At 59.5% G+C, this 24241-nt stretch carries 25 protein-coding genes and 1 pseudogene; 9 read left to right on the top strand and 17 right to left on the bottom strand.

The window, feature by feature from the left end; translation table 11 throughout:
• Positions 1 to 283: 283 nt before the first annotated feature.
• Positions 284 to 1567 (top strand): epoxide hydrolase family protein, encoded by a 1284-nt coding sequence (locus GR212_RS19250; RefSeq protein ID WP_163988354.1) that lies wholly within the window; start codon positions 284 to 286, stop codon positions 1565 to 1567.
• Between the two features lie 262 nt (positions 1568 to 1829).
• Here the strand turns inward: GR212_RS19250 and GR212_RS19255 are convergent, their stop codons facing one another.
• Positions 1830 to 2981 (bottom strand): MFS transporter, encoded by a 1152-nt coding sequence (locus GR212_RS19255; RefSeq protein ID WP_163988356.1) that lies wholly within the window; start codon positions 2979 to 2981, stop codon positions 1830 to 1832.
• A 506-nt stretch (positions 2982 to 3487) separates the two neighbouring features.
• Between GR212_RS19255 and GR212_RS19260 the strand changes: the two genes are divergently transcribed.
• A complete protein-coding gene (locus GR212_RS19260) occupies positions 3488 to 4786 on the top strand; it encodes an NRAMP family divalent metal transporter (protein ID WP_163988358.1) in 1299 nt (432 codons plus the stop codon).
• A 175-nt stretch (positions 4787 to 4961) separates the two neighbouring features.
• Here the strand turns inward: GR212_RS19260 and GR212_RS19265 are convergent, their stop codons facing one another.
• Positions 4962 to 5360: a RidA family protein gene (locus tag GR212_RS19265; protein ID WP_163988359.1), complete on the bottom strand. Its 399-nt coding sequence runs from the start codon at positions 5358 to 5360 to the stop codon at positions 4962 to 4964.
• A 310-nt stretch (positions 5361 to 5670) separates the two neighbouring features.
• On the opposite strand from GR212_RS19265, the pseudogene GR212_RS37730 reads away from it, so the two are divergent.
• Positions 5671 to 5787, top strand: a pseudogene (locus GR212_RS37730) (glutathionylspermidine synthase family protein); the annotation flags it as partial.
• A gap of 198 nt (positions 5788 to 5985) precedes the next feature.
• Entirely contained in the window at positions 5986 to 8787 is a 2802-nt protein-coding gene (locus GR212_RS19270; protein WP_163988361.1) for a DEAD/DEAH box helicase family protein, read from the top strand.
• A 190-nt stretch (positions 8788 to 8977) separates the two neighbouring features.
• Here the strand turns inward: GR212_RS19270 and GR212_RS19275 are convergent, their stop codons facing one another.
• The 8 genes from GR212_RS19275 to GR212_RS19305 all read right to left on the bottom strand — a co-directional run bounded on the left by GR212_RS19275 (position 8978) and on the right by GR212_RS19305 (position 14927).
• The gene (locus GR212_RS19275; protein WP_163988363.1) at positions 8978 to 9262 is read right to left on the bottom strand and encodes a copper-binding protein; all 285 of its coding nucleotides are present in this window, start codon (positions 9260 to 9262) and stop codon (positions 8978 to 8980) included.
• Between the two features lie 26 nt (positions 9263 to 9288).
• The gene (locus tag GR212_RS19280; RefSeq protein WP_163988365.1) at positions 9289 to 9768 is read right to left on the bottom strand and encodes a cupredoxin domain-containing protein; all 480 of its coding nucleotides are present in this window, start codon (positions 9766 to 9768) and stop codon (positions 9289 to 9291) included.
• Positions 9769 to 9796: 28 nt separating this feature from the next.
• Positions 9797 to 11143 (bottom strand): multicopper oxidase family protein, encoded by a 1347-nt coding sequence (locus GR212_RS19285; RefSeq protein WP_163988367.1) that lies wholly within the window; start codon positions 11141 to 11143, stop codon positions 9797 to 9799.
• Between the two features lie 13 nt (positions 11144 to 11156).
• On the bottom strand, positions 11157 to 12599 hold the full coding sequence (locus GR212_RS19290; protein ID WP_163988368.1) for a TolC family protein: 1443 nt from the start codon (positions 12597 to 12599) through the stop codon (positions 11157 to 11159).
• Entirely contained in the window at positions 12596 to 12823 is a 228-nt protein-coding gene (locus GR212_RS37125; RefSeq protein WP_246725820.1) for a hypothetical protein, read from the bottom strand. Before GR212_RS37125 ends, GR212_RS19290 begins: the two co-directional genes overlap by 4 nt.
• 93 nt (positions 12824 to 12916) lie before the next feature.
• The gene (locus tag GR212_RS19295) at positions 12917 to 13309 is read right to left on the bottom strand and encodes a hypothetical protein (RefSeq protein WP_163988370.1); all 393 of its coding nucleotides are present in this window, start codon (positions 13307 to 13309) and stop codon (positions 12917 to 12919) included.
• 139 nt (positions 13310 to 13448) lie between these two features.
• The gene (locus tag GR212_RS19300) at positions 13449 to 14033 is read right to left on the bottom strand and encodes a tyrosine phosphatase family protein (RefSeq protein WP_163988372.1); all 585 of its coding nucleotides are present in this window, start codon (positions 14031 to 14033) and stop codon (positions 13449 to 13451) included.
• 105 nt (positions 14034 to 14138) lie between these two features.
• Positions 14139 to 14927: a metallophosphoesterase family protein gene (locus GR212_RS19305; protein ID WP_163988374.1), complete on the bottom strand. Its 789-nt coding sequence runs from the start codon at positions 14925 to 14927 to the stop codon at positions 14139 to 14141.
• 200 nt (positions 14928 to 15127) lie between these two features.
• Between GR212_RS19305 and GR212_RS19310 the strand changes: the two genes are divergently transcribed.
• On the top strand, positions 15128 to 15856 hold the full coding sequence (locus tag GR212_RS19310; protein WP_163988375.1) for an MgtC/SapB family protein: 729 nt from the start codon (positions 15128 to 15130) through the stop codon (positions 15854 to 15856).
• A 120-nt stretch (positions 15857 to 15976) separates the two neighbouring features.
• Here GR212_RS19310 and GR212_RS19315 read toward each other — a convergent pair whose 3' ends face one another.
• Together GR212_RS19315 and GR212_RS19320 are read right to left on the bottom strand one after the other, a co-directional pair.
• Complete coding sequence (locus tag GR212_RS19315; RefSeq protein ID WP_246725821.1) at positions 15977 to 16252, bottom strand: hypothetical protein; 276 nt, start codon at positions 16250 to 16252, stop codon at positions 15977 to 15979.
• Positions 16253 to 16328: 76 nt separating this feature from the next.
• Positions 16329 to 16652, bottom strand: coding sequence for a hypothetical protein (locus GR212_RS19320; protein ID WP_163988377.1), 324 nt, complete (start codon positions 16650 to 16652; stop codon positions 16329 to 16331).
• A 271-nt stretch (positions 16653 to 16923) separates the two neighbouring features.
• On the opposite strand from GR212_RS19320, the gene GR212_RS19325 reads away from it, so the two are divergent.
• Entirely contained in the window at positions 16924 to 17262 is a 339-nt protein-coding gene (locus GR212_RS19325) for a hypothetical protein (RefSeq protein ID WP_163988379.1), read from the top strand.
• A gap of 94 nt (positions 17263 to 17356) precedes the next feature.
• On the opposite strand, the gene GR212_RS19330 is transcribed toward GR212_RS19325, so the two are convergent.
• Positions 17357 to 17614 (bottom strand): DUF2934 domain-containing protein, encoded by a 258-nt coding sequence (locus GR212_RS19330; protein WP_163988381.1) that lies wholly within the window; start codon positions 17612 to 17614, stop codon positions 17357 to 17359.
• 138 nt (positions 17615 to 17752) lie between these two features.
• On the opposite strand from GR212_RS19330, the gene GR212_RS19335 reads away from it, so the two are divergent.
• A complete protein-coding gene (locus GR212_RS19335; RefSeq protein ID WP_163988383.1) occupies positions 17753 to 18214 on the top strand; it encodes a YbhB/YbcL family Raf kinase inhibitor-like protein in 462 nt (153 codons plus the stop codon).
• Positions 18215 to 18312: 98 nt separating this feature from the next.
• On the opposite strand, the gene GR212_RS19340 is transcribed toward GR212_RS19335, so the two are convergent.
• Positions 18313 to 20688 carry a phosphoketolase family protein gene (locus GR212_RS19340; RefSeq protein ID WP_163988385.1) on the bottom strand — a complete coding sequence of 792 codons (2376 nt, stop codon included), beginning with the start codon at positions 20686 to 20688 and terminating at the stop codon, positions 18313 to 18315.
• 19 nt (positions 20689 to 20707) lie between these two features.
• Entirely contained in the window at positions 20708 to 21880 is a 1173-nt protein-coding gene (locus GR212_RS19345) for an acetate/propionate family kinase (protein WP_163988387.1), read from the bottom strand.
• Positions 21881 to 22334: 454 nt separating this feature from the next.
• On the opposite strand from GR212_RS19345, the gene GR212_RS19350 reads away from it, so the two are divergent.
• Positions 22335 to 22829 (top strand): sigma-70 family RNA polymerase sigma factor, encoded by a 495-nt coding sequence (locus GR212_RS19350; RefSeq protein WP_163988507.1) that lies wholly within the window; start codon positions 22335 to 22337, stop codon positions 22827 to 22829.
• Between the two features lie 36 nt (positions 22830 to 22865).
• Here the strand turns inward: GR212_RS19350 and GR212_RS19355 are convergent, their stop codons facing one another.
• Positions 22866 to 23258: a response regulator gene (locus GR212_RS19355; RefSeq protein WP_163988389.1), complete on the bottom strand. Its 393-nt coding sequence runs from the start codon at positions 23256 to 23258 to the stop codon at positions 22866 to 22868.
• A 173-nt stretch (positions 23259 to 23431) separates the two neighbouring features.
• Here GR212_RS19355 and GR212_RS19360 point away from each other — a divergent pair, with 173 nt between their 5' ends.
• Positions 23432 to 23704, top strand: coding sequence for a DUF982 domain-containing protein (locus GR212_RS19360; RefSeq protein WP_163988390.1), 273 nt, complete (start codon positions 23432 to 23434; stop codon positions 23702 to 23704).
• Between the two features lie 86 nt (positions 23705 to 23790).
• Here the strand turns inward: GR212_RS19360 and GR212_RS19365 are convergent, their stop codons facing one another.
• Positions 23791 to 24138, bottom strand: coding sequence for a hypothetical protein (locus tag GR212_RS19365; RefSeq protein WP_163988392.1), 348 nt, complete (start codon positions 24136 to 24138; stop codon positions 23791 to 23793).
• Between the last annotated feature and the right edge of the window lie 103 nt (positions 24139 to 24241).

Consider the following 24241-nt stretch of genomic DNA (forward strand, 5'->3'; position numbering starts at 1 on the left):
CGCAAGTCCGCTCGGCTCCGTCGGTCCCGACTTCCATGTCCCAACCATTCCAATCTCTCCACTGTCGAAATCCGGTATTCAGCGCCGCGTTTGAAGGGCCGAAGCGTGCATGTTCACGTTCTCCGGCGGAGCACGAAAGGGCGTTGCGCGTAATCGATTGTAGCTTTGGCGGGATCGGATACTGGCCGATACAATTCGATGTGGTTGAAGACACAACCGGGATACACGGAGACAGCAGAAATTCGCGGCAACCCACAAACCTCCCAAACAGATGGAGATTCTGATGTCGCCTTTCTCGTACCCATTGAATCGACGTGCCTTCGTGACTGCGGCCGCTGTCGCCGGTGCAGTCGCGATGCTCAAGCCCGCAATGTCCCATGCCGGATCGGAAGCCCTGCCGGATGGCGTCAAGCCATTCAAGGTTCACGTCCCTGACAGCGCAATCGCCGATCTGAAGCAGCGACTTGCGATGGCACGCTGGCCGCTCAGGGAAAATGTCGCCGACGACTCGCAGGGCGTGCAGCTCGAGCGTCTGCGCGATCTCGTCGGATACTGGGCCGACGGTTATGATTGGCGGAAGGTGGAGCAGAAGCTCAATTCCCTTCCGATGTTCATCACGGAAATCGACGGGCTGGATATTCACTTCATTCATGTGCGCTCGCAACACGACAATGCCATGCCGCTGATCATGACCCATGGCTGGCCGGGCTCGATCCTGGAAATGCTCAAGGTCATCGATCCCCTGACCAACCCGACGGCTCATGGCGGCAAGGCCGAGGATGCGTTCCATCTGGTGGTGCCGTCGATCCCCGGCTTCGGCTTCTCCGGCAAGCCGACGACGAAAGGCTGGGGTTCGGACCATATCGGCAGGGCATGGGGCACGCTCATGCATCGCCTTGGTTATGAGCGTTTCGTCTCGCAGGGCGGAGATTGCGGCTCGGTCATCTCCCAGCGCATGGCGCTCCAGAATGTGCCGGGATTGCTCGGCATCCATGTCAACATGCCCGGCATCGTTCCCAAGGAGATCGCCCATATCCTCGCAGCGGGCGATCCGGCTCCGGCAGATCTGACCGCAAAGGAGCGCGCCTGCTTCGACAAGCTCGCGGAATTCTATCGGGACAGCTCGGGCTATGCCAATATGATGGTGACCCGCCCGCAAACCATCGGCTACTCGCTCGTGGATTCGCCGGTCGGCCTTGCGGCCTGGATCTACGACAAGTTCGCCACCTGGACTTACAGCGGCAAGCACCCGGAAAAGGTTCTGAGCCGTGACGAGATGCTGGACGACATCTCCCTCTACTGGTTCACGGAAACCGGAACCTCGGCGGCCCAGATCTACTGGGAAGATCATTCCAACAACTTCAATGCTATCCGGATTCCAACGCTGCCCGTAGCCGTCAGCGTGTTTCCCGGCGAAATCTACCAGGCACCGAAGAGCTGGACCGAACGTTGCTATGGCAACCTGATCTATTTCAACGAAACCGACAATGGCGGGCACTTCGCGGCTTGGGAGCAACCGGCGATTTTCACCAACGAGGTCAGAGCTGCATTCCGCTCGCTGCGGTAGAGCAACTCCAGGAAAAGTGCATAGCGATTTTCCGTCCGGAATTACGCAAAAACAACAGGATAGAGCGTTTTCGCCATTCGAAGAAAAGCGGAAAGGCTCCAGGCGGAGAGCAGCCTTCTACCTGGTGAAAATCTCGCAGGCGGGCAATGCTCCAAGCCCGCCTGCGGGAGAGGATCCGCCTCCGCTGGCCGAATTTGTCAAGCCCGATGGCAAGGGTCTTGACCAATTCGCCCCAAGCGGACCGCCGGAGATCACGAGGCTCTTATGCAAACGCGCTGCGGCGCGTCGAAAGCGATCCGATGCCCATCAACGCCGCCAGGATGACCGGGATGCACACGAGATATGCCATGCGGATACCCGCGTGTTCGGCGACAAATCCGAGCAGTGGCGGCGCCAGGAAGAAGATGACGAAGGCCATCTGTCCGAGGGCTGCGACATTGACATGGGCCGGGCGATCGGTGCGCTGGGCGGCGGCTGAAACCGCCAGCGGGTAAACGGCGCTGCAGCCGGCGCCCATGAAGGCAAAGCCCAGGAGCGCGACATGCGGATGGGGCGCAAGCCAGACGGCGCAAAGGCCTGCGGTCGAAAGGAGCAGCAGAAAGAGCGCGACGGAGCGGGAGCCGAAACGATCGACGAAGCGGTCCGCGAACAGTCTCGCCAGTGCCATGAAGAAGGTGAACAGCGTCAGCCCCAGGCCGCCAATGAACGGTTCGACGTGAAAGACGTCCCGCATGTAGATCGCCGACCAGTCGATGCCGGCGCCCTCGACGAGGAATGCCGCAATGCCGATCACGCACAGAGGCAGCAGGCCGAATGTCGGAAGCGCGATATGGCCGGTTTCGATGTGGTCGGCTGTCGGGCGAGCCGGCGCATTGCGGATGCCGGCTATGGTCAGCGAACCCACGATGAGGACAAAGGCGAATGTCAGGGCAAGGTGCAATTGCATCGGAACGCCGGCCTGCCGGACCGCCGAGGATACCAGCGCGGTGACGAAAAAGCCGAGGCTCCAGAAGCCGTGCGCGCGGTTCATCACACCACGGCCGAGCTGCGCCTCGATGCGATCGATCTCGACATTGAGGTTGATTTCGAGAGCGCCGGCCAGTAGCCCCTCGCAAAACAATACGGCGAAGACCAGCGGAGCCGCGCCCATCCAGGGTACCAGCGCCAGGGATGCGGAGGTTCCGAGCACGGTGATGAACGCCGTCTTGCGGGCGCCGAGGCGGCCCACGATCGGGGAGGCGAAGGTGAGCGATATCAAGGCGCCGATCGCTGCGCCGATCAGCGTCAGGCCGAGTTCGGATTTGTCGATCGCCAAAGCGTCCTGAAGGTCGGGAAGGCGCGACAGCAATGCGCCCATCGACACCGCAAAGAGAAAGAAGCAGACGTAAATTCGCTGCTGCGGTTCAAGGCGCATTTGAAACTCCGGAGAATCTGAACACGGGAGAGATAGACAGGGTCTATCCGAAAGCAACCAGCGCTGGCAATACGACGGATCGTAAATGATAGGATGAGCCGGACGCCTTTCCGTCATTTCGTGCAGGAGATTGCAACAGCAGGCGCGCGAGCCTGTTCCGGGCGCTCGGTTCATCCGCTGGGAAAACATTCTCCAGACGATGCGAAGGCTGGGCTATGAGGCTCTGCCTCGTTGGCATGAGGCAGAGCCGGGAGCCTTGTTGGGGCGCCTGTGCGATACTTCGATGGGGGGCGCAAGTATTCGCACAATGCGTGCTGTACCCGCCAAGGCTGAAATGTAGCTGAAGGACAGCCGAGTACCGGCCGTATAGCACAGGCAGCCCGGACAGTTCGCCGTGACCGCGTTTTCGTTCCTCGTCATCTTCGCCGGAACAAAAGGGGCATGCCGGGAATTGATTGGCACCCAGGCCGGTGTGAAAACGTCAGCCGAATTATTCGGAGGCAGTCATGAGCGACGATCATTTGGTTGGCGGAACCGCACTGGCTGAATCGGCAAAGCCGCGATTCTGGGATATTCTCGGGCCTGGCCTCGTTACCGGCGCCTCGGACGACGATCCGAGCGGAATAGCGACTTATTCGCAGGCCGGCGCGCAATTTGGCTTCATTACCGGCTGGACATTGATCGTGGCCTATCCGCTGATGGTCGCCGTACAGATGATCAGTGCGCGTGTCGGGAGGACGACAGGCGAGGGATTGGCCGGCGCCATAGCCCGCTGCTATCCGGCCTGGGTCGGCGTGGCCGTTACCCTGCCTCTTCTGGTTGCCAATATCATCAATATCGGTGCCGATCTTGGTGCGATGGGAGATGCCGTGCATTTGCTGCTGAACGGCAGCGCGCTCCTCTATGTCGTTGGTTTTGGAGTAATCTGCGTTCTTCTGCAGGTCTTCCTCAAGTACAAGCGCTACGTCGTCGTTCTGAAGTGGTTGAGCCTGGCTTTGCTTGCCTATATTGCGACGCTTTTTGTCGTCCATGTGCCGTGGTCAAGCTTCGTACACGGACTTCTTGTGCCGACGTTCAAGGCGGATCCAAACTACTGGTCGATGATCGTTGCCATATTCGGCACGACGATCAGTCCCTATCTCTTCTTCTGGCAGGCATCACAGGAAGCTGAAGATCTGAAGGAGAAGCCCCGCGAGGAGGCGTTGATCGAGCATCCGCGCGAGGCGAAGGAAGCCAACCAGCGCATTGCATGGGATACGCTGATCGGCATGGCCGCATCGAATATCGTTGCGCTTGCAATCATCGCCACCACGGCGGCTACGCTCAACAAGGCGGGCGTGACCAATGTCGAGAGCTCGGTCGACGCGGCAAAGGCTATCGAGCCGCTGGCCGGACAATTCGCCAAAGTCATATTTGCCGCAGGCATTGTCGGAACGGGATTGCTGGCCGTGCCCGTTCTGGCGGGTTCGGCCGCCTATGCCGTTGGCGAGGCGGCGCGCTGGAAAGTCGGGCTGTCGCATGAGCCAGGCGAGGCAAAGGCATTCTACGCGACGATCGGGTTGGCCACGGTGGTGGGCGTATTGCTGAACTTCACGCCCATTCCGCCGATGAAGGCGCTGTTCTGGAGCGCCGTCATAAACGGCGTCGTCGCCGTTCCCGTCATGGCGATCCTGATGATGATCGCGTCAAATCATAAGGTCATGGAACAATTCGTCATCGGAAAGGGCTTGAGGGCGCTTGGATGGACAACCAGCATTGCCATGTTTGCAGCCGTCGTCGGCATGGCCGTAACCGCCACCTTGTAAAGGTCAATCCGGAAGCAAGCGGCCAGCTCTGTGTTCGGAGTGGCGGAGGCGATCAGCTCCCGCATCTCACTCCACCGCAAGCCGTCACACCGATCGCGAATGCCGACACGCGCCGAAAACTGACCTGGAGTCATCACTCGCTCGCGTGTCGGGTGGTCGCGATGAACGCCGCAGATCAGGCTTTGTCGGGAATACGGGCGATGACCTTGATCTCGAAATCGAAGCCGGCGAGCCAGTTCACGCCGATGGCCGTCCAGTTCGGATAAGGCGCCTTCGGAAACATCTCGGTCTTCACGGCCATGATGGTGGGGAACTGGTTCTCGGGATCGGTATGAAAGGTGGTTACGTCGACGAGGTCATCGAACGTGCAGCCGCCCGCAGCCAATGTCGCCCGCAGATTCGCAAAGGCCAGCCGGACCTGGTTTTCGAAGTCCGGTTCCGGCGCACCATCCTCTCTGCTGCCGACCTGCCCGGAAACGAAAAGAAGATCGCCCGAGCGGATGGCGGCCGAATAGCCGTGCTCTTCATAGAGCGCGTGCCTGTTCGCAGGAAAGATTGCGTCGCGATTTGCCATGTCTTCACCCTTCTCTATTGCGCGTCGCTGAAGCCCGGCCGGAACGGCACTCTTCCGCGGCGACTTCACGACTTGCCAATGATTCATATACGTTGCGTATGTAAATAACTAGGATACGCAGCGTATGTCAATTGAAATACGCCGCGTATGTGAAAAAAAGGAGGGCGGAGTTTCACATGGTTGCTGCCCGCAATATGTTCTTCTTGGGCAACAGGCACATTCCCGCGCTATCCCAACTTCCCGGTCGACGTCGTCAGGGACGATTCCCTGATGACGGACGCACAGTGCAGGCCGGCCATTGTGTTCAGCCGGTTTCGCGGCGCTTGGAAGCTAGGCTATCGCCGATCGTGCCTGCGCGCTCGGCGTCCGCGAAGGTCGCTTGCGTGTCACCGCCAACCGCTCCCGCTTCGTACCGCACGCCATAGTTTGCGGATGCGGCCAACACTGCGTCTGTCGTCCCGGCTGCGGTTCGAATTCGTCCGAGCCGTGCATGAGCTTGCGGCAAGACAGGCACCGGCTGTAAGAGAGATGTCGAGGAAGACTTAGGCTGTGTCGGCAATACAATGATCGGCGGGTACGTGTTGCACGCAATCTCCAAGGGTGTGAATTCAAAGGGTGGTCGCGCATGAAGGAGCTCGCTTTCCAGGGCAAATGGCGAACCTACCAGCAAAAAATCCTCGACAATCTCACGAGTCTCCTGGAAGACGATGGCTTACATATCGTCGCCGCGCCCGGCTCGGGCAAGACGCTTCTGGGCTTGGAAGTTATGCGCAGGATTGGCGAACCAACCCTGATTCTTGCACCGAGCCGAACCATTCGCGATCAATGGGCACAGCGGCTATGCGCGATGTTTCTGCCCGCCGGAGCCTCGCGACCCAAATGGATCTCGCATGACATTCGCTCTCCCGGAGATGTTACCATCATAACCTATCAGGCGCTCCATGCCGCATTTTCCGGCAGGGTCGTCGAAGAGGAAGATACCAATGTCGAGGATGAAAGCCTTGACGATGGTGAGAACACGCGGCCCAGCGAGGCGACGAAGCGGGAGACCGAGAAGCACGCAGGAAAAATCGTTGCGGGGCTGCGGGAGGTCAAGGTCCGTACACTTGTTCTGGATGAAGCACATCACCTTAGAAACGAGTGGTGGAAAGCCCTGACTACGCTCAAGGAGGCGTTGGCGAGGCCGACGGTCGTCGCTTTGACAGCGACGCCTCCCTATGATGTCGATCCTCAGGAATGGAGCCGTTATCAGGAGCTTTGCGGGCCGATCGATGATGAGATCTCCGTCCCTGAATTGGTATTGCAAGGAGATCTGTGTCCACATCAGGATTATGTCTACTTCAGCTTGCCAAACGCAGCGGAGGCGGAAAGGCTTGCGCGGTTGCGCCAGGATATCTCTGATTTCGTCAGCGGCTTATCGGAGAGCGCAGTGTTCAGGGATGCGATATTGCGTCATCCATGGCTTACAGATCCAATGGGGAAAACGGAAGCCATTCTGGATGATCCGTCATTTTTCTCCAGCATGCTGATCTTCCTGAAAGCACAGAATATCCAGCTTCCGCAGTCGGCGCTCGATATTCTTGGCGTCAAGGTTCATGACGTCCCGACTTTGTCGCTTCGTTGGATGGAAGTTCTCTTGAACGGCGTGTTTTATGGGCATCGAAATGACTTCGAAGCTGCGGAACAAGTGATTGGCTCGCAACAGAGCAGGCTGCGTCAAATAGGAGGACTTGAGCGTAGCAAGGTGCGGCTGGTGGATCAAAAGTCCATACAAAAGCTGCTCGCGTCAAGCGCGAGCAAGCTCAACTCGATCCTCGATATCGTCAGACTTGAAAGCGCATCGATGGGGGATGATCTGCGTATGGTCATCCTCTCCGACTATATCCGCAGGGAGGCTCTTCCTGCAGAACCGGGAAATCTACGCCCGATTGACCGGATGGGTGTTGTCCCCATCTTCGAGATCCTTCGGCGGTCCGGCTTTAAGCATTTAAGCCTTGGAATCCTAACCGGCAGCCTGGTTGTCATTCCAGCGAGCTCCAAGGGAATTCTCGGCAAGATTGCCGCCTCTCTTGGTATCGACGCGTCGAACATACGCTACCAGGAACTCGCATTCGATGCCGGGTTCGTAAGCGTCGAAATCATTGGCGGGGGGAATTCCGATATCGTACATATCATTACCCAGCTGTTTGCCCAGGGCGGAATAAAGGTGCTGGTCGGTACCCAGGCTTTGCTTGGGGAGGGGTGGGATGCACCCTGTGTGAATACGTTGATCCTGGCGAATACGGTCGGATCCTACGTACTCTCCAATCAGATGCGCGGACGTGCCATTCGCATCGATGCCATGAATCCCGAGAAAGCCTCCAACATTTGGCACTTGGCCGCCATTGACCCGGAAAAACTGAAATGGAGTAATTCTCATCCATTGAGTCCGATGGCAGCCGACGGCAGTGTCTCTCATTCCTCCGACGTAGTGACAGTTGACCTCGGCAGCGACTTTGATGCGTTGAAACGCAGGTTCCATGCGTTTGAAGGCTTATCCTTCGACACTCCTCCCGTCATCAAAAGCGGGTTCCAAAGATTGGCGCCGGCAATGGCGATGCAGAAAATGCTGAGCCTTCATGACGTCAACAGAACCATGGAGCAGCGAGCTTCCGACCGCAAATCGCTGAAAACACTCTGGCAGATTGCCCTGCGTGGCAACAGTGCCGCGCCGAGAATGCGGGAGATACTCCAAAGCAATTATGTCCCCAAGGGCCTGTTTCACTGGAAAACGGCGAAATATCTGCTCGTTGAGAGCTTGGCCCTCGGAGGACTGATCCTGAGCAGCATTTCACACCTCTTCCGTGTGCGCTTCCACTCGTTTGAGGAAATGGTGCCATTTCTTTTTGCAATTTGCTGCGTTCTGGCAGTTGTCTGTCTGCCGCAGACCCTTAAGGCGTCCTTCCTGCTTCTCCGCAACGGTTCGCTGGAGAGCCGAATGAGGCAAGTCGGCATCGCTGTCGTCGAAACATTGCACCATATGGAGGTCATAAGAACAGATCTACGGCAGCTAGTTGTCCACGCTGCTCTCGATGACAGCGGCGTAATCTTCTGTCAGCTCGAAGGCGCGACCGCGGTTGAGAGATCGTATTTCCTTGAAGCGATGCGGGAAATCCTCGTTTCCACACAGAATCCGCGCTACATCTTGGTGCGACCGTCGATGCTTTGGTGGCTGCGCCGCACAGATTTTCATGCTGTTCCGTCTATGATCGGTCAAAAGAAAGAAAATGCAGAGTATTTCGCGCAGCTCTGGAATCGCTACGTCGGTTATTCCGAACTTGTCTACACGCGCAACCCCGAGGGCCGGCTCAAACTCCTTCAATATCGCACAAAGTCATTTGCGTCTGCATTTACGAGGGAAATTGATAGGTTTAGCCGCTGGGAGTGAGAATAATTGGTGGTCGCAGCCAGCTTTCGCTGCTGGAACGCCTGACACTCTTGAATCGCTTGGATTGTGCTGTCTCTGCCGCGGAATGAGCGAATTATATTGAGTCCAAAGAGACATGACGGTCCATTGATCCTGAAGCCTGGAGATCATCGGCAAGCCGGGCCCCGACGTAGGGCCCGGCTGCAATCGGCTATTTCACCTGCGTTACCGTCAGCTTGCCGTTCACTCTTTCGGCAACGAACTCGATGCTGGCGCCTTCTTTCAATTTGGCGCGGATGGCGGGGTCTTCTATGCGGAACACCATCGTCATGGCCGGCATGTCGAGGTTTTTCAGTGCTTCGTGCTTGATCGTCACCTTGTTCGTCTTGGCATCGATCTTGTCGACCACGCCTTTGGTGAGCTCCTGCGCGTGGGCGCCTGCGGCGGCGGCGATGGCCAATGCGGTGACAAGGGCGATTCTAGTGAGATTTTTCATGCTGGTTTCTCCTGGTCTTCGAGGTCTCAGTTGGCTGCCACGGACACGTCGCCATGCATGCCGGCTTCGTAATGACCGGGGATGAGGCAGGCGAATTTGAACTCGCCGTCGTTGGTGAACTTCCAGACGATCTCGCCGGATTCGCCGGCGGCGAGGCGGATCGAGTTGGCGTCGGCATGTTCCATTTCCGGAAACTTCGCCATGACAGCTTTGTGCTCGAGAATCTTGTCTTCCCGGTCGAGCACGAATTCGTGGTCGGTTTGGCCGGCGTTCCTGAGCGCGATCTTCACCGTTTGTCCTTTACGGACCTTGATGACGGCCGGCTGGAAAAGCATCCTGCCGTCTTCGGTTTCCTTCATGGTCACGCGGATCGTCTGCGTCGCCTTGGCCTTGTCGCCGGGTTCGCCGACGGCGAGCTTTTCGTCATGGCCGCCGGCGTGGCTTCCCGATGCGTAGGCGGGGCCGGTGAGTGCGGCGAGCAGGATTGCGATTGCGAGTCTCTTCATTTCTGAAATCCTTTAAGGTTGCTGGTTGTCATTCTTTGGTCGGTTTGGGGGTAATCCGGGTCTGGGCATCATTCGCTCTGGTCTGCTCCGGCATCTCGCCGGTCCATTCCCAGGCCTGCGTTCCCGGCGGGTTCGCGTACCAGCCGGGATCGGCGTAATCGCCCGCGGAGATGCCCTCGCGGACTTTCACGACTGAGAACATGCCGCCCATTTCGATCGGGCCGTGCGGCCCCCAACCGGTCATCATGGGGACGGTGTTCTCGGGTATGGGCATTTCCATTTCGCCCATGTCGGCCATGCCCCTGGTGCCCATGGGCATGTAATCCGGCTGCACCTTGCGGATCGTGGCGGCGAGCTTCGATTTGTCGGCGCCGATGAAGGTCGGGATGTCGTGCCCCATGGCGTTCATCGTGTGGTGCGACTTGTGGCAATGGATCGCCCAGTCGCCCTCATGTTTCGCGTCGAATTCATAGGCCCGCATGGCGCCGACGGGGATGTCGACGCTGACCTCGGGCCAGCGCGCCTCGGGCCGAACCCAGCCGCCGTCGGTGCAGGTCACCTCGAAGTCGTAGCCATGCATGTGGATCGGATGGTTGGTCATCGTCAGATTGCCGACGCGCACCCGCACCCGGTCGTTTTTCGAAACGACGAGCGGAGTGATGCCGGGGAAGACGCGGCTGTTCCAGCACCACATGTTGAAGTCGGTCATTTCCATGACGCGAGGCACGTAGGAGCCGGGATCGATGTCGTAGGCATTGAGCAGGAAGACGAAATCGCGGTCGACCCGCATGAACGTCGGATCCTTGGGGTGGACGACGAAGAAGCCCATCATGCCCATCGCCATCTGCACCATCTCGTCCGAATGCGGGTGGTACATGAAGGCGCCCGATTTCACGAGATCGAACTCGTAGACGAACGTCTTGCCGACCGGGATGTGCGGCTGGCTGAGGCCGCCGACGCCGTCCATGCCCGACGGCAGGATCATGCCGTGCCAGTGGACCGTCGTGTGCTCGGGTAGCTTGTTGGTGACGAAGATCCGCACCCGATCACCTTCGACGGCTTCGATCGTCGGGCCGGGCGACTGGCCGTTGTAGCCCCAGAGATAGGCCGTCATACCCTCGGCCATTTCCCGCTCGACCGGCTCGGCGACGAGATGGAACTCCTTGACGCCGTTGTTCATGCGGTGGGGCAGGGTCCAGCCGTTGAGCGTGACGACCGGTTGATAATCCGGTCCCGACGTCGGATGGACGGGCGGCTGCATATCGGCCGAGGTCATGGAGGGTGCCTCGGGCAGGCCCATGGCGGATGTCTTGGTCCATGCGCCGGCGGCGAGCATGGCTGCGCCCGCGCCGAAGAGCTGTCTTCTGTTGAACATCGAAATTTCCTTTCTACTCGTCGGAGCCGGTTGCTGCGGCTTCTGGAGATCCGGAGGAGCCGCCGCCGTAGATGGCAGGCGCGAGATTGGCTTCAGCGAGCCAGAAATCACGCTTGGCGTTGACCGACAGCAGGATGGCGTTGATCTTCTCGCGAGTGTCGGTCAGCAGCTCGAAGGTGTTGGTGATCATGCCATTGTAGGTCAGCAGCGACTGCTCCTCGACGCGAGCGCGCAGCGGCACGATATTGTTGCGATAGTGACGCGCGATATCGAGGCTGGAGCGATAGGCTTCATAGGCCGAGCGTGCTTCCGAGCGGATGTTCACGGCCTTTTCGGCAAGCAGATTGGCCGAGCGCATGTACGCCAGTTCGGCTTTTCTCATGCGCGCCCTGCCAGTGTCGAAAATCGGGATGGCAAAGCTGATTTCCGCTGATGCTGCGAAGTCGGTCTTCTTCGTGCCGTCCTCGCGGCTGCGCTCTGCCTCGAGCCCGGTCATGAGTTCCAGGTCTGTGACGTAGCGGGTCGCTTCCGTCAGGCCGTAGGAGCGAGCCGACGCCTCAAGCTCCAGCCTTGCAACCTTCAGATCGATGCGATTGCGAAGGGCGTCCGCCTCGATGGTGTCGCGCTTTGCTATCGTCTTTGGCAGAGATGGCAGCCGGTCCGGTATCCGGTAGTCCATGTCCGAACCCCATAGTCCCAGGAGCCGTGTCAGGCTCTCCCTGGCGAGCCGGGCTGCCAGCCGTGCCTTGGCGGTTTCAGCGGCAAGTTCGGCCGCAAAGACATGCTCGCGCGCCTGTGCGCCTTTCGCCATAGCCCCTGTTTCACCCAGCTTCTCCGCGAGTTCCGAGGCCGCATCGGCGGCAATCTGGGCGCTCTGGAGCTGGGCAACATTCTCGTTAGCCGCCACCGCGATGATCCAGGCACGGCGCGTATCGGTGGCGAGACGAAGCGTCGCGACCGCCGCATTGAGCTGCGCCTGCCGGAAACGCGTATCGGCAAGCGCGACATCGCGCTTCTTGGTCATGAGGGAGAGGAGGTTGGCCGTGATCGCCCCCTCGACCGTCCTGAATGCTTCAAGCGCGGGTGTGCCGATGCCGTTCAGGCCGATGGAGGCCTGCGGATTGGGCAACATGGTCGTCTGCCATGCAGCGGCGGCGCTGTCGCCGAGATCGGCATAGGCGGCCTGAAGGCCCTTGTTGTTGAGGAGCGCGACCTGGACGGCCGTTTCGACATCAAGTATCTTTCCGCGGGAAAGCAGCGTCTTGACCTGTGAGGATAGCGACTTCGCCTGCTGCCGATTTTGAACCCAGGCGGTATCCTTCGCGATCGCAGATCCGGTCGTCGCGGACACGGTGGCAAAGCCGGCTTCCTTTCCGGCATAGTCGGTACTGCTGACGCAGCCACCGAGAACGATCGGAAATACCGCAGCCGTTGCCAGTTTTCGAATGGCGATCATGAGGCGTCTCCCTTAGCTGGAGACTGCCGATCGTTCTGTTGTCGCCAGGGCTTGGGATCGACCGGCTTGCGCGGCACATAGCCCGACAAAGGGGAAGTATATTGGAGGGGAACGACAGAACGCGTCTGTTCGATATCCGATGACGCGACGACGTCAGGAGGAAAAGTGGATGCGCAGCTGCCCACGAGCAGGGGCAGCCCCACCACGACTATGGAGGGTTTCATCTTTAGAAATCCGAATAGGAGATTGCCAATGGCGTTCGCCGGGAAAATCCCGACAAAAGCCATGCGAACCCGTCAAATACGGGTAAATCCTAATCAGATGTTCGGTGGGCGATCGAGATTGGGCTTTTCGCCAGGCGTGTGCCGGTCGTCGATGAACTGGCGGATGGAGGACACGGTAAATCCGCCGACATCGTGGCCATCGCAGATGATGCCGAAGCCGACACAGAAATCCTTGCAGCATTCCTGCTTGGCGACCTTGCCCTTCATGGGATCGGACGCACCGCTATGGTGGTTGTCAGCCGCATCGGCCCGCGTCACATGATGATTGCCGTGGTCGATCTGTCGTTCGGCGCGGATCTCGGGAAACGCAGATCCATGCATGGCCGCGTTTGCATTGGACAGCGTATAGCCCGCCAGCGATACGACGATCGCCAGCCGCACAAGAAGGAGCAATCTGCTCAGTGCGATTCGATAGGCTTTACCCATGGGGCGAGAGGTACAACCAAAGCCAATCCGGTTCAACGGGAATTTGTATCGTATCCGGTATCGTTTGCGTGAGGAAGCGGTGCGGACGGCGCGCACTAGTCAGCTCGACGAAGATGGCCGACGCCATCGAAGGCGTTCCTCAGCCGATGCTCGCCATCCTCAGCTCGGCCTCCCGGCCGAGGCTTGTCATCCATTCCACGAACTCCGGGCGTGCCTTGATCTGTCGGGCATAGTGGCGTGCGAGCGCGGCTTTCAAGTCGCCGTTCCTGCCGAGCTGCTCGTCGGCAAAGCCGATCATCTGCGAGTTCGGCCAGGCCTGCGGGCGGATGGCAACCAGGCGGGTGAACAGGCTTTCGCCGGCTTCATCCGGATTTGCCTGTGCCATCAGCGAAAGCATGGCCGCAGTCGAGCGTGATACGCCCATATGGCAATGCACCAGCAGATGGCTCGAGGCTTGCGCGTCTTGTTGTGCGTGGAATTCGGAGCCGAATTTCAGAATTTCTTCGAGATGTTCCGGTTGCGGCATCACACGTCCCTGAGCGGCGTCTATGATGTCGTGGAAGCGCAATGTCGTGCGATGATGCCCGGCATAGGAATGAAACACGTCCAGATCGGGATACTCGGGATCAAGCAGCGACAGCACATGCGTAACGTTTCGAGCGCGCTGGTTCGGTAGTTCCTCGATGCCACAAACCGTCAGTTCCGGAGAAAAAAGCACGCCCATTTCGCATTCCTCAAATCACGTCGCGATTCCCAGATATCTCGGCAGGATATAGTGTGATCGTCCCGAAGTGGAAGTGCTTTTCCCGTATGTGGTCATTGAGCCGCCTCAGATAACAGGTGCACCTGCCTGTGCCGCTGTAAACAGCACGACCTGCGTGCGGATCTCTTCGTCGTGTATCTCCAGAATGCGATAGCCGAATGTCTGGGTATCGGCTTGCAGACGTTCGGATTGCTTGACGATCTGATAGGAAACGGCGGGTGTGACATATTGCCGGACATTCGCCTCCTGCGCTTCGTCGATCATGTGGTAGTGGCCGCAGAACAGCGATATCTCGCAGCCTGTATTGATCAGAAGCGACCTGACCTCATTCCGGTCCCGCAGGGCTGCGCCGGTTCGGTCGACGGGCGTGTCGAGCGCCAGGATCGGGTGATGCACGAAGATCGCGGCGCGCTTTGCGTCTTCGAGCTCGCGGCCAAGCCAGGCGCGCTGGCGCTCGCCAAGCTCGTTGGCGGAGCTGTCGAGGAAGATGCGTTTCAGATGCCCATCGTCGTGTGAGAAACACAGCTTTCCATCCACAGCGGCGGCGCCAGCGCTATGATGCGCCGCGACATTGCCAAGCGTATCGTGATTGCCGAGGATGACCGACAGTTCGAAACGGTAGCCATGCAGAAGCTCGAAGAAGCCGGCGGCGGATTGCGGCGTACCGATATCGCCGCCGAAAACGACATGGGAAATACCCTTGCTTGCGATGTCGTCGAGAACCGTTCGCAGATGATTTTCGTGTTCTCCCGGTGTTTCCTCGTAGCCCATCCTGTCGCCGTTTATTTCGTTCCTGGCGACCTGTCGCTGGCCGAGATGGGTATCGGTGAAATGGGCGAGAACAATTTTCGTCATTGATGGATCCCGTGGCAGTAACTCTGATCCTACCCTAGCGCGACAATCCGTGCCGATGCTTCGATACACGCCGAAGTATGCAAGTTATTTCCGCGTCAGCGTGTTACCGGGGATGAGGGTGGTCCTCGAGTGGAACGAAAAGCACGCAGCACGGTTGTCACCGAAGAGATTGTCGTGAGCGATCTCCGCGGGAGGATGCCGTGCCAAATCTGATGGATAATATGCCCCTGGACCCAAGCTGGCTCGATATCGTCGTTCGGCTATCATTGGCGATCGCTGCCGGGGCGCTGATTGGTATCAACCGCGAAATCGGCGGCCATGCGGCCGGTTTTCGCACGACGATCCTTGTCGGATTGGCGGCATGCCTGATGATGATCCAGGCGAATCTGCTGCTCTCTACCTTGGGCAGGACATCGCAATCCTTCGCTTCGATGGATGTGCTGCGTTTTCCGCTGGGTGTGCTGACCGGGGTCGGCTTCATCGGTGGCGGCGCCATTCTCAAGCGGGGCGATCTCGTCACCGGCGTGACTACGGCGGCGACCTTGTGGATCATGACCGCGATCGGCCTTTGCATTGGTGGAGGACAGCTGATTGTCGGTTCGGCCGGCGCTGTCATCGCCTTTGTCGTGCTGTCGCCTCTCAAATGGTTCGACACGCTGATAGCGCGCAGACAGAAGGCGCGTCTCGTCATCGAGCTTCCCCGCGACGCGGCTGTAGCCGTCGCCGGCACGGAAGCGGCGCTCGAACCGCTTGGATATGCCTTCGCCTTCGTTGGCAGGACAACCGGTTCGACCGAGGCGACGGCTCATATTTCCTACGAGGTACGATGGAGGCGCGCGGGCTCCGATGGCGGCGGGCCGCAGCTGCTGACCATTCTTCAGGAGCATCACAAGGTCGTATCCTTCGAAATGCTGACGACAGGGGCGTGAAGGTGGATGCCGGGACAGGAACATTCCTCGGCTGCAAAGGTTTTTCCCTGATCGAGCAAGGATTCGACCGTTCCCAGCGGTCCGATCCAGCAACCGGAACCGAAACCGTAACGACGGACCTCATTTGCTGGGCTGCTGGTTGTTCCGCGGATCGCCTGGCTTGATCACAGGCGTCCTGCCGACCTTGGGAGCGGGCTTTTCCATTTGGCTGTCGCCGACCGCCGGTGGCTTGAGCACGCCGGCGCAATCCGACAGCTTTTTCCCTGAATTGCCGTCCGGCGTTGGGGCTGTCTGTCGATTGTCCGCCTGCCTGTTGTCCGTCTGCCGATCGGTATCGGCGGCTTTGCACCGGTCGTCGCTTGACGCCTGCTGTGCGAAGGCGGGGGATGATGACATGGCGGCCACTGTCGCCGCCATTAGCAGGATGCGGCGGCATGCGGACAAGCTCCGGCTCTTGAATAGGCGCGACCCGTCAAACCTGCGTCGAAATGATCGTGTCGACGCCGATGGAGCCCTCGACGACCCCACGTTCATGATAGTCCTTGCCATTGTTCACCTCGATGACGGTATAGAGCTTCTCGTTGCGAAAGACGCTTGCCATCTTCGTCGTCTTGTCTTCCGCCGGCGCCGCATCGACGTCCATGAAATCCAGCTCCCTTTCGGCGGCCACGATACGGGCATCGCCGGTCGTGCGGGCGGCAACGAGGACCTCGGCATGGGATTTGGCGCCCAGCCAGTTGGGATCGTCGTCAGCCGCTATCGGAACCAGGCGGTAAAGCTTGAGTTTCTCCTCCATCTTTCATCTCCTTTGACGTTGGAAGGCTGCAGATCGGATGGATAGGAAGCTCGTCTGCCGTTTCGTTGGCTATGGAGAGAAAACGGAAAAATCCCCATATTCTTCAGCACCATCGCGTCCGCTTGGCACGAACTGCAACCTCATGGGGCTAACGCCCCGTGGCGCGCATTGTTCCGGCTTGAGGCAACCAGCCGCAGACGCCGGGCGAGGGAACCATCTGCAAACCTTCTGGTTAGACCGGTATCAGTTTTGCAACGAACGGAGGCTTGCAATGGCACCCCAGGAACCAAAGAAGCCGCTTTCTGCGACCGAAGCCCGCCAGGGCATACGCGGCACGCATCTATTCGCGATCCTGGTTACCGCGCTGGTTCTGGCCGCAATCGTTTGGGTCGGCGTCGAAGTGTGGGGCCGCTATATCGAGCCGAACGGCTCGCAAAATCCGGCGCCGACCATCAGTTCTTCTTCCGGGCAGCCGCGGGGCGCCACGATCGACAATACCCCGCCCGCCGGCCAATCGGCCCAGCCGGCACCAACGGATCGATCGGAGAACAATCAGCAGGGCGCGAAGAGCACGCCAGCCCAGCCTAGCCGCGACGGAACCCAGAATTAGGCAGGCAACTTTTGAGCGCTGCCATTACGCATCCGGATGCTTATCGGCGAAGGCAGGCCTACTTTTCTCGGCGGGAGCTGATTGCGAGCGCACGCTATCCGACGTGACGGCCGTTGGGGCCATCGTCTCTTTCGGCTTCGCGTGCGTCATTCTCGGGTCGATGCATCGTCGTTTTCTGGTGCAGCTTTACGAGCACCTCCTTGCCATCGACGGATGCCCGCGTTCGCTCCATGATCTCACGTTCCTTGGCGGCCTGCTCCCAATGATGCTGGCTGCATCCCCAAGGGCGCCCGGCCGCTTCCCAAATGGCGTAGGACCGCTTGCTGATCCACTCGAACCGTTCATCCGTCATTTTTTCCTCCTTCGTGGACGTTTCGAACTGCGGGTAAGCGCGAATGTTCCCCGCGCGGAACAATAATGGTGCTGACGGGTTGCACCTTACGTTCCGAACTTCACAAACGCATGAATCCACGACAGAAAGGAGGACCTGATGGCTTTGACGTTGATCAGCAAGGTCTTTGCTGAAGACGAACCGATTCCGAGCAAATACGCGCTGGACGGCGAAAACATATTCCCGCCGCTGGCCTGGGGCGGCGCTCCCGATAAAACCCAGAGCTTTGCGCTGATTATCGAGGATCCCGATGCGCCCAGCGGCACGTTCCGCCATTGCGGCATCGCCAATATTCCCGCGCAATGGGGCGGCCTGGCCGAGAGCATCGATACGACGCAGGAGCAGGCGCTGCGCTTTTACAAGAACGATTTCGGCAATGCCCGCTACGACGGCCCGCAGCCGCCCAGCGGTGATCCTCCTCATCGCTATATCTTCCGGCTCGCCGCTCTCGATGTGCCGAGGGTCACGCTTCCCGAAGCCGCCGGAGCCGAGGCAATGTGGCAGAAGGTGAAAAAACACATGTTGGCCGAGGCAAGCCTCACCGGCACCTATCAGGCATAGACCGCTGTTCATACGCAGAAGCGACCGGTGCTTGAAAGCACCGGTCGCTTCGCCACCTGGCGAAGACGGCCGAAGCCGGCTTCAGATGACGGAATGCTCTATCGCTTCCATCGCCAATCGCTGATTTCCGGCATATCCTCACCGTAACGCCGGACATAGTCATGATGCTTGATGAGCTTTGCCTTGAGCGCGTTTATGACGTCGGGAACTTTTTCCGCCAGGCCCGGCACGCGATCGATCGCCTCCAGTGCAAGATGATAGCGATCGAGCTCGTTGAGAACGGTCATGTCGAACGGTGTCGTCGTCGTGCCTTCCTCGATGAATCCCCGCACATGGATGTTGTCGTGATTGGTCCGCCGGTAAGTCAGCCGATGGATCAGGTAGGGATAGCCGTGATAGGCGAAGATCACCGGTCTGTCCGTGGTGAAGATCTGGTCGAATGCCTGGTGATCGAGGCCGTGCGGATGCTGCGCGGGATCCTGGAGGGCGAGAAGATCGACTACGTTCACCGTGCGGATCTTCAGGTCCGGGATCGCCTCGTGCAGCAGCATGACGGCAGCCAGCGTCTCCATGGTCGGGACGTCGCCGGCGCAGGCCATGACGACGTCGGGGGCAATCGTGTTGTCCTCGTAGCTTGCCCAGTCCCAGATGCCGGCGCCGGCCTTACAATGGGCGATCGCCTCGTCCATGCTGAGCCACTGAGATTCCGGCTGCTTGCCGGCAACGATGACGTTGACCCGGTCGTAGGTGCGCAGGCAATGATCGCCGACCCATAGCAACGTGTTGGCGTCCGGCGGCAGGTAGATGCGCACCACGTCGGCCCTCTTGTTGGCGACGAGATCGACGAAGCCTGGATCTTGATGCGAAAAGCCGTTGTGGTCCTGCCGCCAGACGTGGGACGTCAGCAGGTAATTCAGAGATGAGATCGGCTTGCGCCATTCCAGTTCCCGCGAAACCTTCAGCCATTTGGCGTGCTGGTTGAACATCGAGTCGACGATGTGGATGAAGGCCTCGTAGCACGAAAAGAGCCCGTGACGGCCGGTCAGAAGGTAGCCCTCCAGCCAGCCCTGGCACAGGTGCTCGCTCAGGACCTCCATGACGCGCCCATCGCGGGCCAGATGGACGTCATAGTCCTCGATCTCTTCCATCCAGACCCGATCCGTGGCCTCGAAGACGCTGCCGAGCCGGTTCGATTCGGTCTCGTCCGGGCCGAAAATACGGAAGTTCTGCGAGGCATCGTTGAGTTTCAGCGTGTCCCGCAGGTAATGGCCGAGGATCTCGGTCGATTGCACCTGCTTGCTGCCGCGCTCGCCTATCTCGACGGCATAGTCATGAATGGAGGGGACCAATAGTTCCTTGCGCAGCAGGCCGCCATTGGCGTGTGGATTGGCGCCCATGCGCCTTTCGCCTTGCGGCGCAAGCGCGCTCAATTCAGCCTTGAGCCGGCCGTCACCGTCGAAGAGATCGTCCGGGTCGTAGCTGCGCATCCAGTCTTCCAGGATCTTGCGATGACCCTCGTCGCCGCGGCAATTGGCGACCGGCACCTGATGCGCCCGCCAGAATCCTTCCACCTTCTTGCCGTCGACCTCCTTCGGTCCGGTCCAGCCTTTCGGGCTGCGCAGAATGATCATCGGCCAACGCGGCATCCCATCGGACGATGCGTTCTCCCGCGCGTTCCGTTGTATGCCGCGGATGCGGTCGAATACCCGGTCGAACGTATCGGCCATCGCCTGATGCATCGCGGCCGGCTCGTGTCCTTCGACGAAGAAGGGCTCGTAGCCATAGCCCGAGAACAGGTCGCGCAGGTCCTCGTCGCTCGACCGCCCGAGGATTGTCGGATTGGCGATTTTGTAGCCGTTGAGGTGGAGGATCGGCAGCACTGCGCCATCCCGCGTCGGATTGAGAAACTTGTTGGAATGCCAGCTTGCCGCCAGGGGGCCGGTTTCGGCTTCGCCGTCACCGACGACGCAGGCAACGACGAGATCGGGATTGTCGAAAGCGGCGCCATAGGCGTGCACGAGCGCATAGCCGAGTTCGCCGCCCTCGTGAATGGAGCCGGGCGTTTCCGGGGCGGCATGGCTTGGAATACCGCCGGGGAAGGAAAACTGCTTGAACAGCTTTTGCAGTCCGCTCGTCGTCTCGGATATGTCCGGATAGATTTCGCTGTAGGTGCCTTCGAGGTAGGTGTTGGCCACCATGCCGGGACCGCCGTGGCCGGGGCCACACATATAGATGATGTCGAGGTCGCGCGCCTTGATGACGCGGTTCAGGTGGGCATAGATGAAGTTCAGCCCCGGTGTCGTTCCCCAGTGCCCCAGCAGTCTCGGCTTGATGTGTTCCGGCTTCAGCGGTTCGCGCAGCAGCGGATTCTCCATCAAGTAGATCTGGCCGACGGACAGATAGTTGGCTGCCCTCCAGTAGCGGTCGATCAGAGAGAGTTCTTCTGGCGAAAGCGGTGTGGTGACTGCGTTCATTTCCGTCTCCTCGTTTTCGTCACATGATGAGAGCCATAGCCTCGTCGGCAATCACCTGTTCCTCATCGGTTGGAATTACAAATAGCTTGGCATTGCTGGATGCCGCGTTGATCGAGGTCAAACTGCTCCCGTTCGCGTCTTCATCGATCTCGATACCCAACCATTGCAACCTCTTTGCGACGCGGGTCCTGATCTGCGGCTGGTTTTCACCGATCCCCGCAGTGAAGACGAGAGCGTCGAGGCCGCCGATCGTCATGCTCAACCGGCCGATCTCGCCGGCGATGCGCAGACAAAACAGGTCTATGGCCTCTTCCGCTTCCGGCCGTTTGTCTTCGAGCAAAACCCGCGTGTCGCCACTGATGCCCGAGACGCCAAGCAGGCCGCATTCATGATAGAGGAAGTCCTCTATGGTTTCGGGCTGCCGCATTCCGCGTCTCATGAGATAGAGCAGGGCGCCTGGGTCCAGCCATCCAGGGCGGGTTGCCATCGGAATTCCGTCGAGCGCGGAGAAACCCATGCTCGTGTCCCGGCTGATACCATTTTCCATCGCGCACAGGCTGGCGCCGCTGCCGAGATGGCATGCGATGACCTTGCCCCCGGCGACAGCCGGATCGATCTTTCGAAGCCGTGAGGCGATATATTTGTAGGAGAGGCCGTGAAAGCCGTAGCGGCGTACGCCGTCGTCGTGCATGCCGCGCGGGATTGCCAGCCGTCGCACGACGTCGGCTTGCGACGAATGGAAGGCCGTGTCGAAGGAAGCGACTTGCCGGACCTCCGGCCGAAGCGTTTCGATCGACCGGATGACGCGCAGGGCCTGCGGCTGATGCAGCGGGGCAAGCGGAACGAGCGCCTCGATCCGCCCGATCGCGGCATCGTCCAGCAGCGTCGCCTCGTGAAAGACCATGCCGCCATGCACGACGCGATGGGCTACAGCGCGCAATCTGCCTGGAAGATGCGCGAGCATATGCTCCAGGGTTTCGGATATGACGGCGACGAAATTCGCGTCATTGTCGCCCTTGACCGTCTTTTCATATCTGTCCTGCCCGACGGAATAGCGAAGCTTCAGCGGGCTTTGGTCGAAATCGATCTTCCCCCGGCCGACATTTCTTGCCAGGCCGGACTTCAGCTCGAAGATCCCGATTTTCAAGGTCGAGGATCCGGCATTGAATGTCAGCAAGACATCATCGGTCATGTCAGCCTCGGACTACGGGTTTCGACTACCGCAAGTTAGTGCATTCGCAGGCAGAGGCAACCGCGAAGACGGTCTCGTGCGACTCTTTATCGCTGGCATCGGTTTCACCGGCTGCGGGCAGGCGTTTTGCGGGCGATCAGGGTCCCTTTGGGCTGCGTAGGATCGGACACTCGCATCGCCCCTGCCGCCCGACTGCGGCATTTTGCGATTTTTGTGAACTGCAGGGAACAAGCACGGTAGGCAGCCGTTCCCCCCGCAATGCAACGAGCAATCTGCGACCGGAAGGTCAATGCGAGGCATCGCGAGAACGTATCGCGACGCTCGGAATGACGATGTCTGTTCAAATCACGATCAACGTTGGCTTTCTTCGGCGACAGGCGGACCAGGCGTTGCAAGCCAACGCCGCTGGGAAGGCACCCTCGCCGTTTTCCCAAGGAGAAAAGTTGTGAACGATATGCCACGATCAGCCGGTCTGCAGTCTGAAATAGTGGACCTCATTCCGGCCCTTCGCGCCTTCGCGCGCACCTTCCACAGAAACGCCAACGATGCCGATGACCTGGTCCAGGAGACGCTGGCGAAAGCGCTGGCCAACCTCAACCAATTCGATCGCGGAACCCGGCTGAAATCCTGGCTGTTCACGATCATGCGCAATACGTTCTGCACCAGGTTCCGCATTGCGAAGCGGGAGGCGCCCGGCAACAAGAAATGCATCTCGGGAGAGGGGGTCGCTCCGCCATCGCAGGAATGGACCGTCAGGGCGAAGGAGCTTCAGCAGGCCTGCGATCTGCTGCCGGAGCATTACCGGGTCGTGCTCGAATACGTCGTCATAGAAGGCCGCTCCTATGACGATGCTGCGGAAAAATTCGGCTGTGCAATCGGCACCGTCAAAAGTCGGGTCAATCGTGCCCGTCAGCAATTGGCCGCCCGGCTTGACGAAGAGGTCCGGTGACGGCGCCTCTAGCCTTCGCCGTCCTCGGGCGCTCTTCTAAATATCCCGCTTTCGGCCGCCGAACAGCGCCTCGGCAATATGCTCGATTGCGGCCGGTCGTTCGCACAGCACAAAACCGGAAAATCCCGTGGCGATACCCTGATGCTCCCGACCGATCGCGAAGATGTAGGGAAACTTCCGTTTCTCGAGCCGCTCCACGAGGGCGAACGCGCGCTCTGCCGCGAGATGCAGATCCAGGATCGCAGCATCCGCTTCGTCTGCCTCGACCAGGTCCGCCGCATGTTCGATATCGCTGACGGGGCCGATGACGGTGGCGCCGAGGATCTGCAATTTCCGGCGCACTTCGTCGGCGAGGAAATATCCGTCCTCCACGATCAAAAGCCGCTTGCCCGATAACATCCGGCTGAAGGGATTCGTTGAGTTACGCATCCATCGGTCCATGGTTGGGCCTCGTTATAGGCGGCAGCGCGTGAACCGGAAGTGAACCGCAAGAATGGAGGCGCGGCCGGCCTTTGCGGTTTCCGCCGGCATCGGGAACAATCGCCGTCGCCCCGTGTTCGGTCATAGCGGGAGTGGCAGTCTTTGCGGCATGGGAGAATCAAATGCGCGACGTCATCGATGTCGAATTCAAAATTCTCTGGACAGCGCCGGTTCGACTGGGGACGGGAAGTCGGGATATCCACGCGGTTCAAGGGCCGGAAGACGCGATCTATTTCCTGTCGCGGCGATGGCCGGGCGAAAAGGGCGTGTCATATGCTCACGCGAAGGAGAGATGTATCGCTGCCGTTTCGCACAGAATTCCGGTCGAAGCCTCCAGAGAGGCATTTGTGACTGCCTGTCTGGATGCGCGGCTGATGTCGATGAAGGGCTATTGACCCTGAAAGCCGCTGCATGCTGTCGACCGGCCCCTCACCGGCTCACTGCCTGCCGCAACCAGGCGGTGAAACCGGCGTTCGTCGCCTCAGGACTCCCGCTCGTTGAGATCGATCTGGCCTTTCTCGGCAAGGATCGGCAGCGCGATATCATGCTGCGTTTCGTTCATCTCTTCCACGGTGACGAGCGTTCCACCCTGTTCGAGGGCGGCGGCATAGGCGGCGCGCTGCTCTTCATGAAAGAAGATTCCGCTCAATGCGTCCAGAAAACCCATGTGATCGATTGGTGACGCATCGGGCCGATTGCCGGGCGTCATGGTAATGGCGTCTCTGGGTATGCCGGCATCGATCAATGCCTGGGCTGCCGCTTCCGCGTCGTATTCATCGTTGAAAAATGCGCTGAGCGCAAAAGAGCCGATTTTATTTTCGCTGTTCATGGCGGTTCCTCCATTCTCCAGGTCTCCTTGCCTAAACGAGCACCGGAAGACCGGGTTCCCTGTTCGGCGACACTTTCACGCGTGGAACAAAGACAACGGTGAT

Origin of the sequence: Martinezella lusitana (assembly GCF_010668395.1) — a bacterium.
Taxonomy (GTDB): domain Bacteria; phylum Pseudomonadota; class Alphaproteobacteria; order Rhizobiales; family Rhizobiaceae; genus Rhizobium; species Rhizobium lusitanum_A.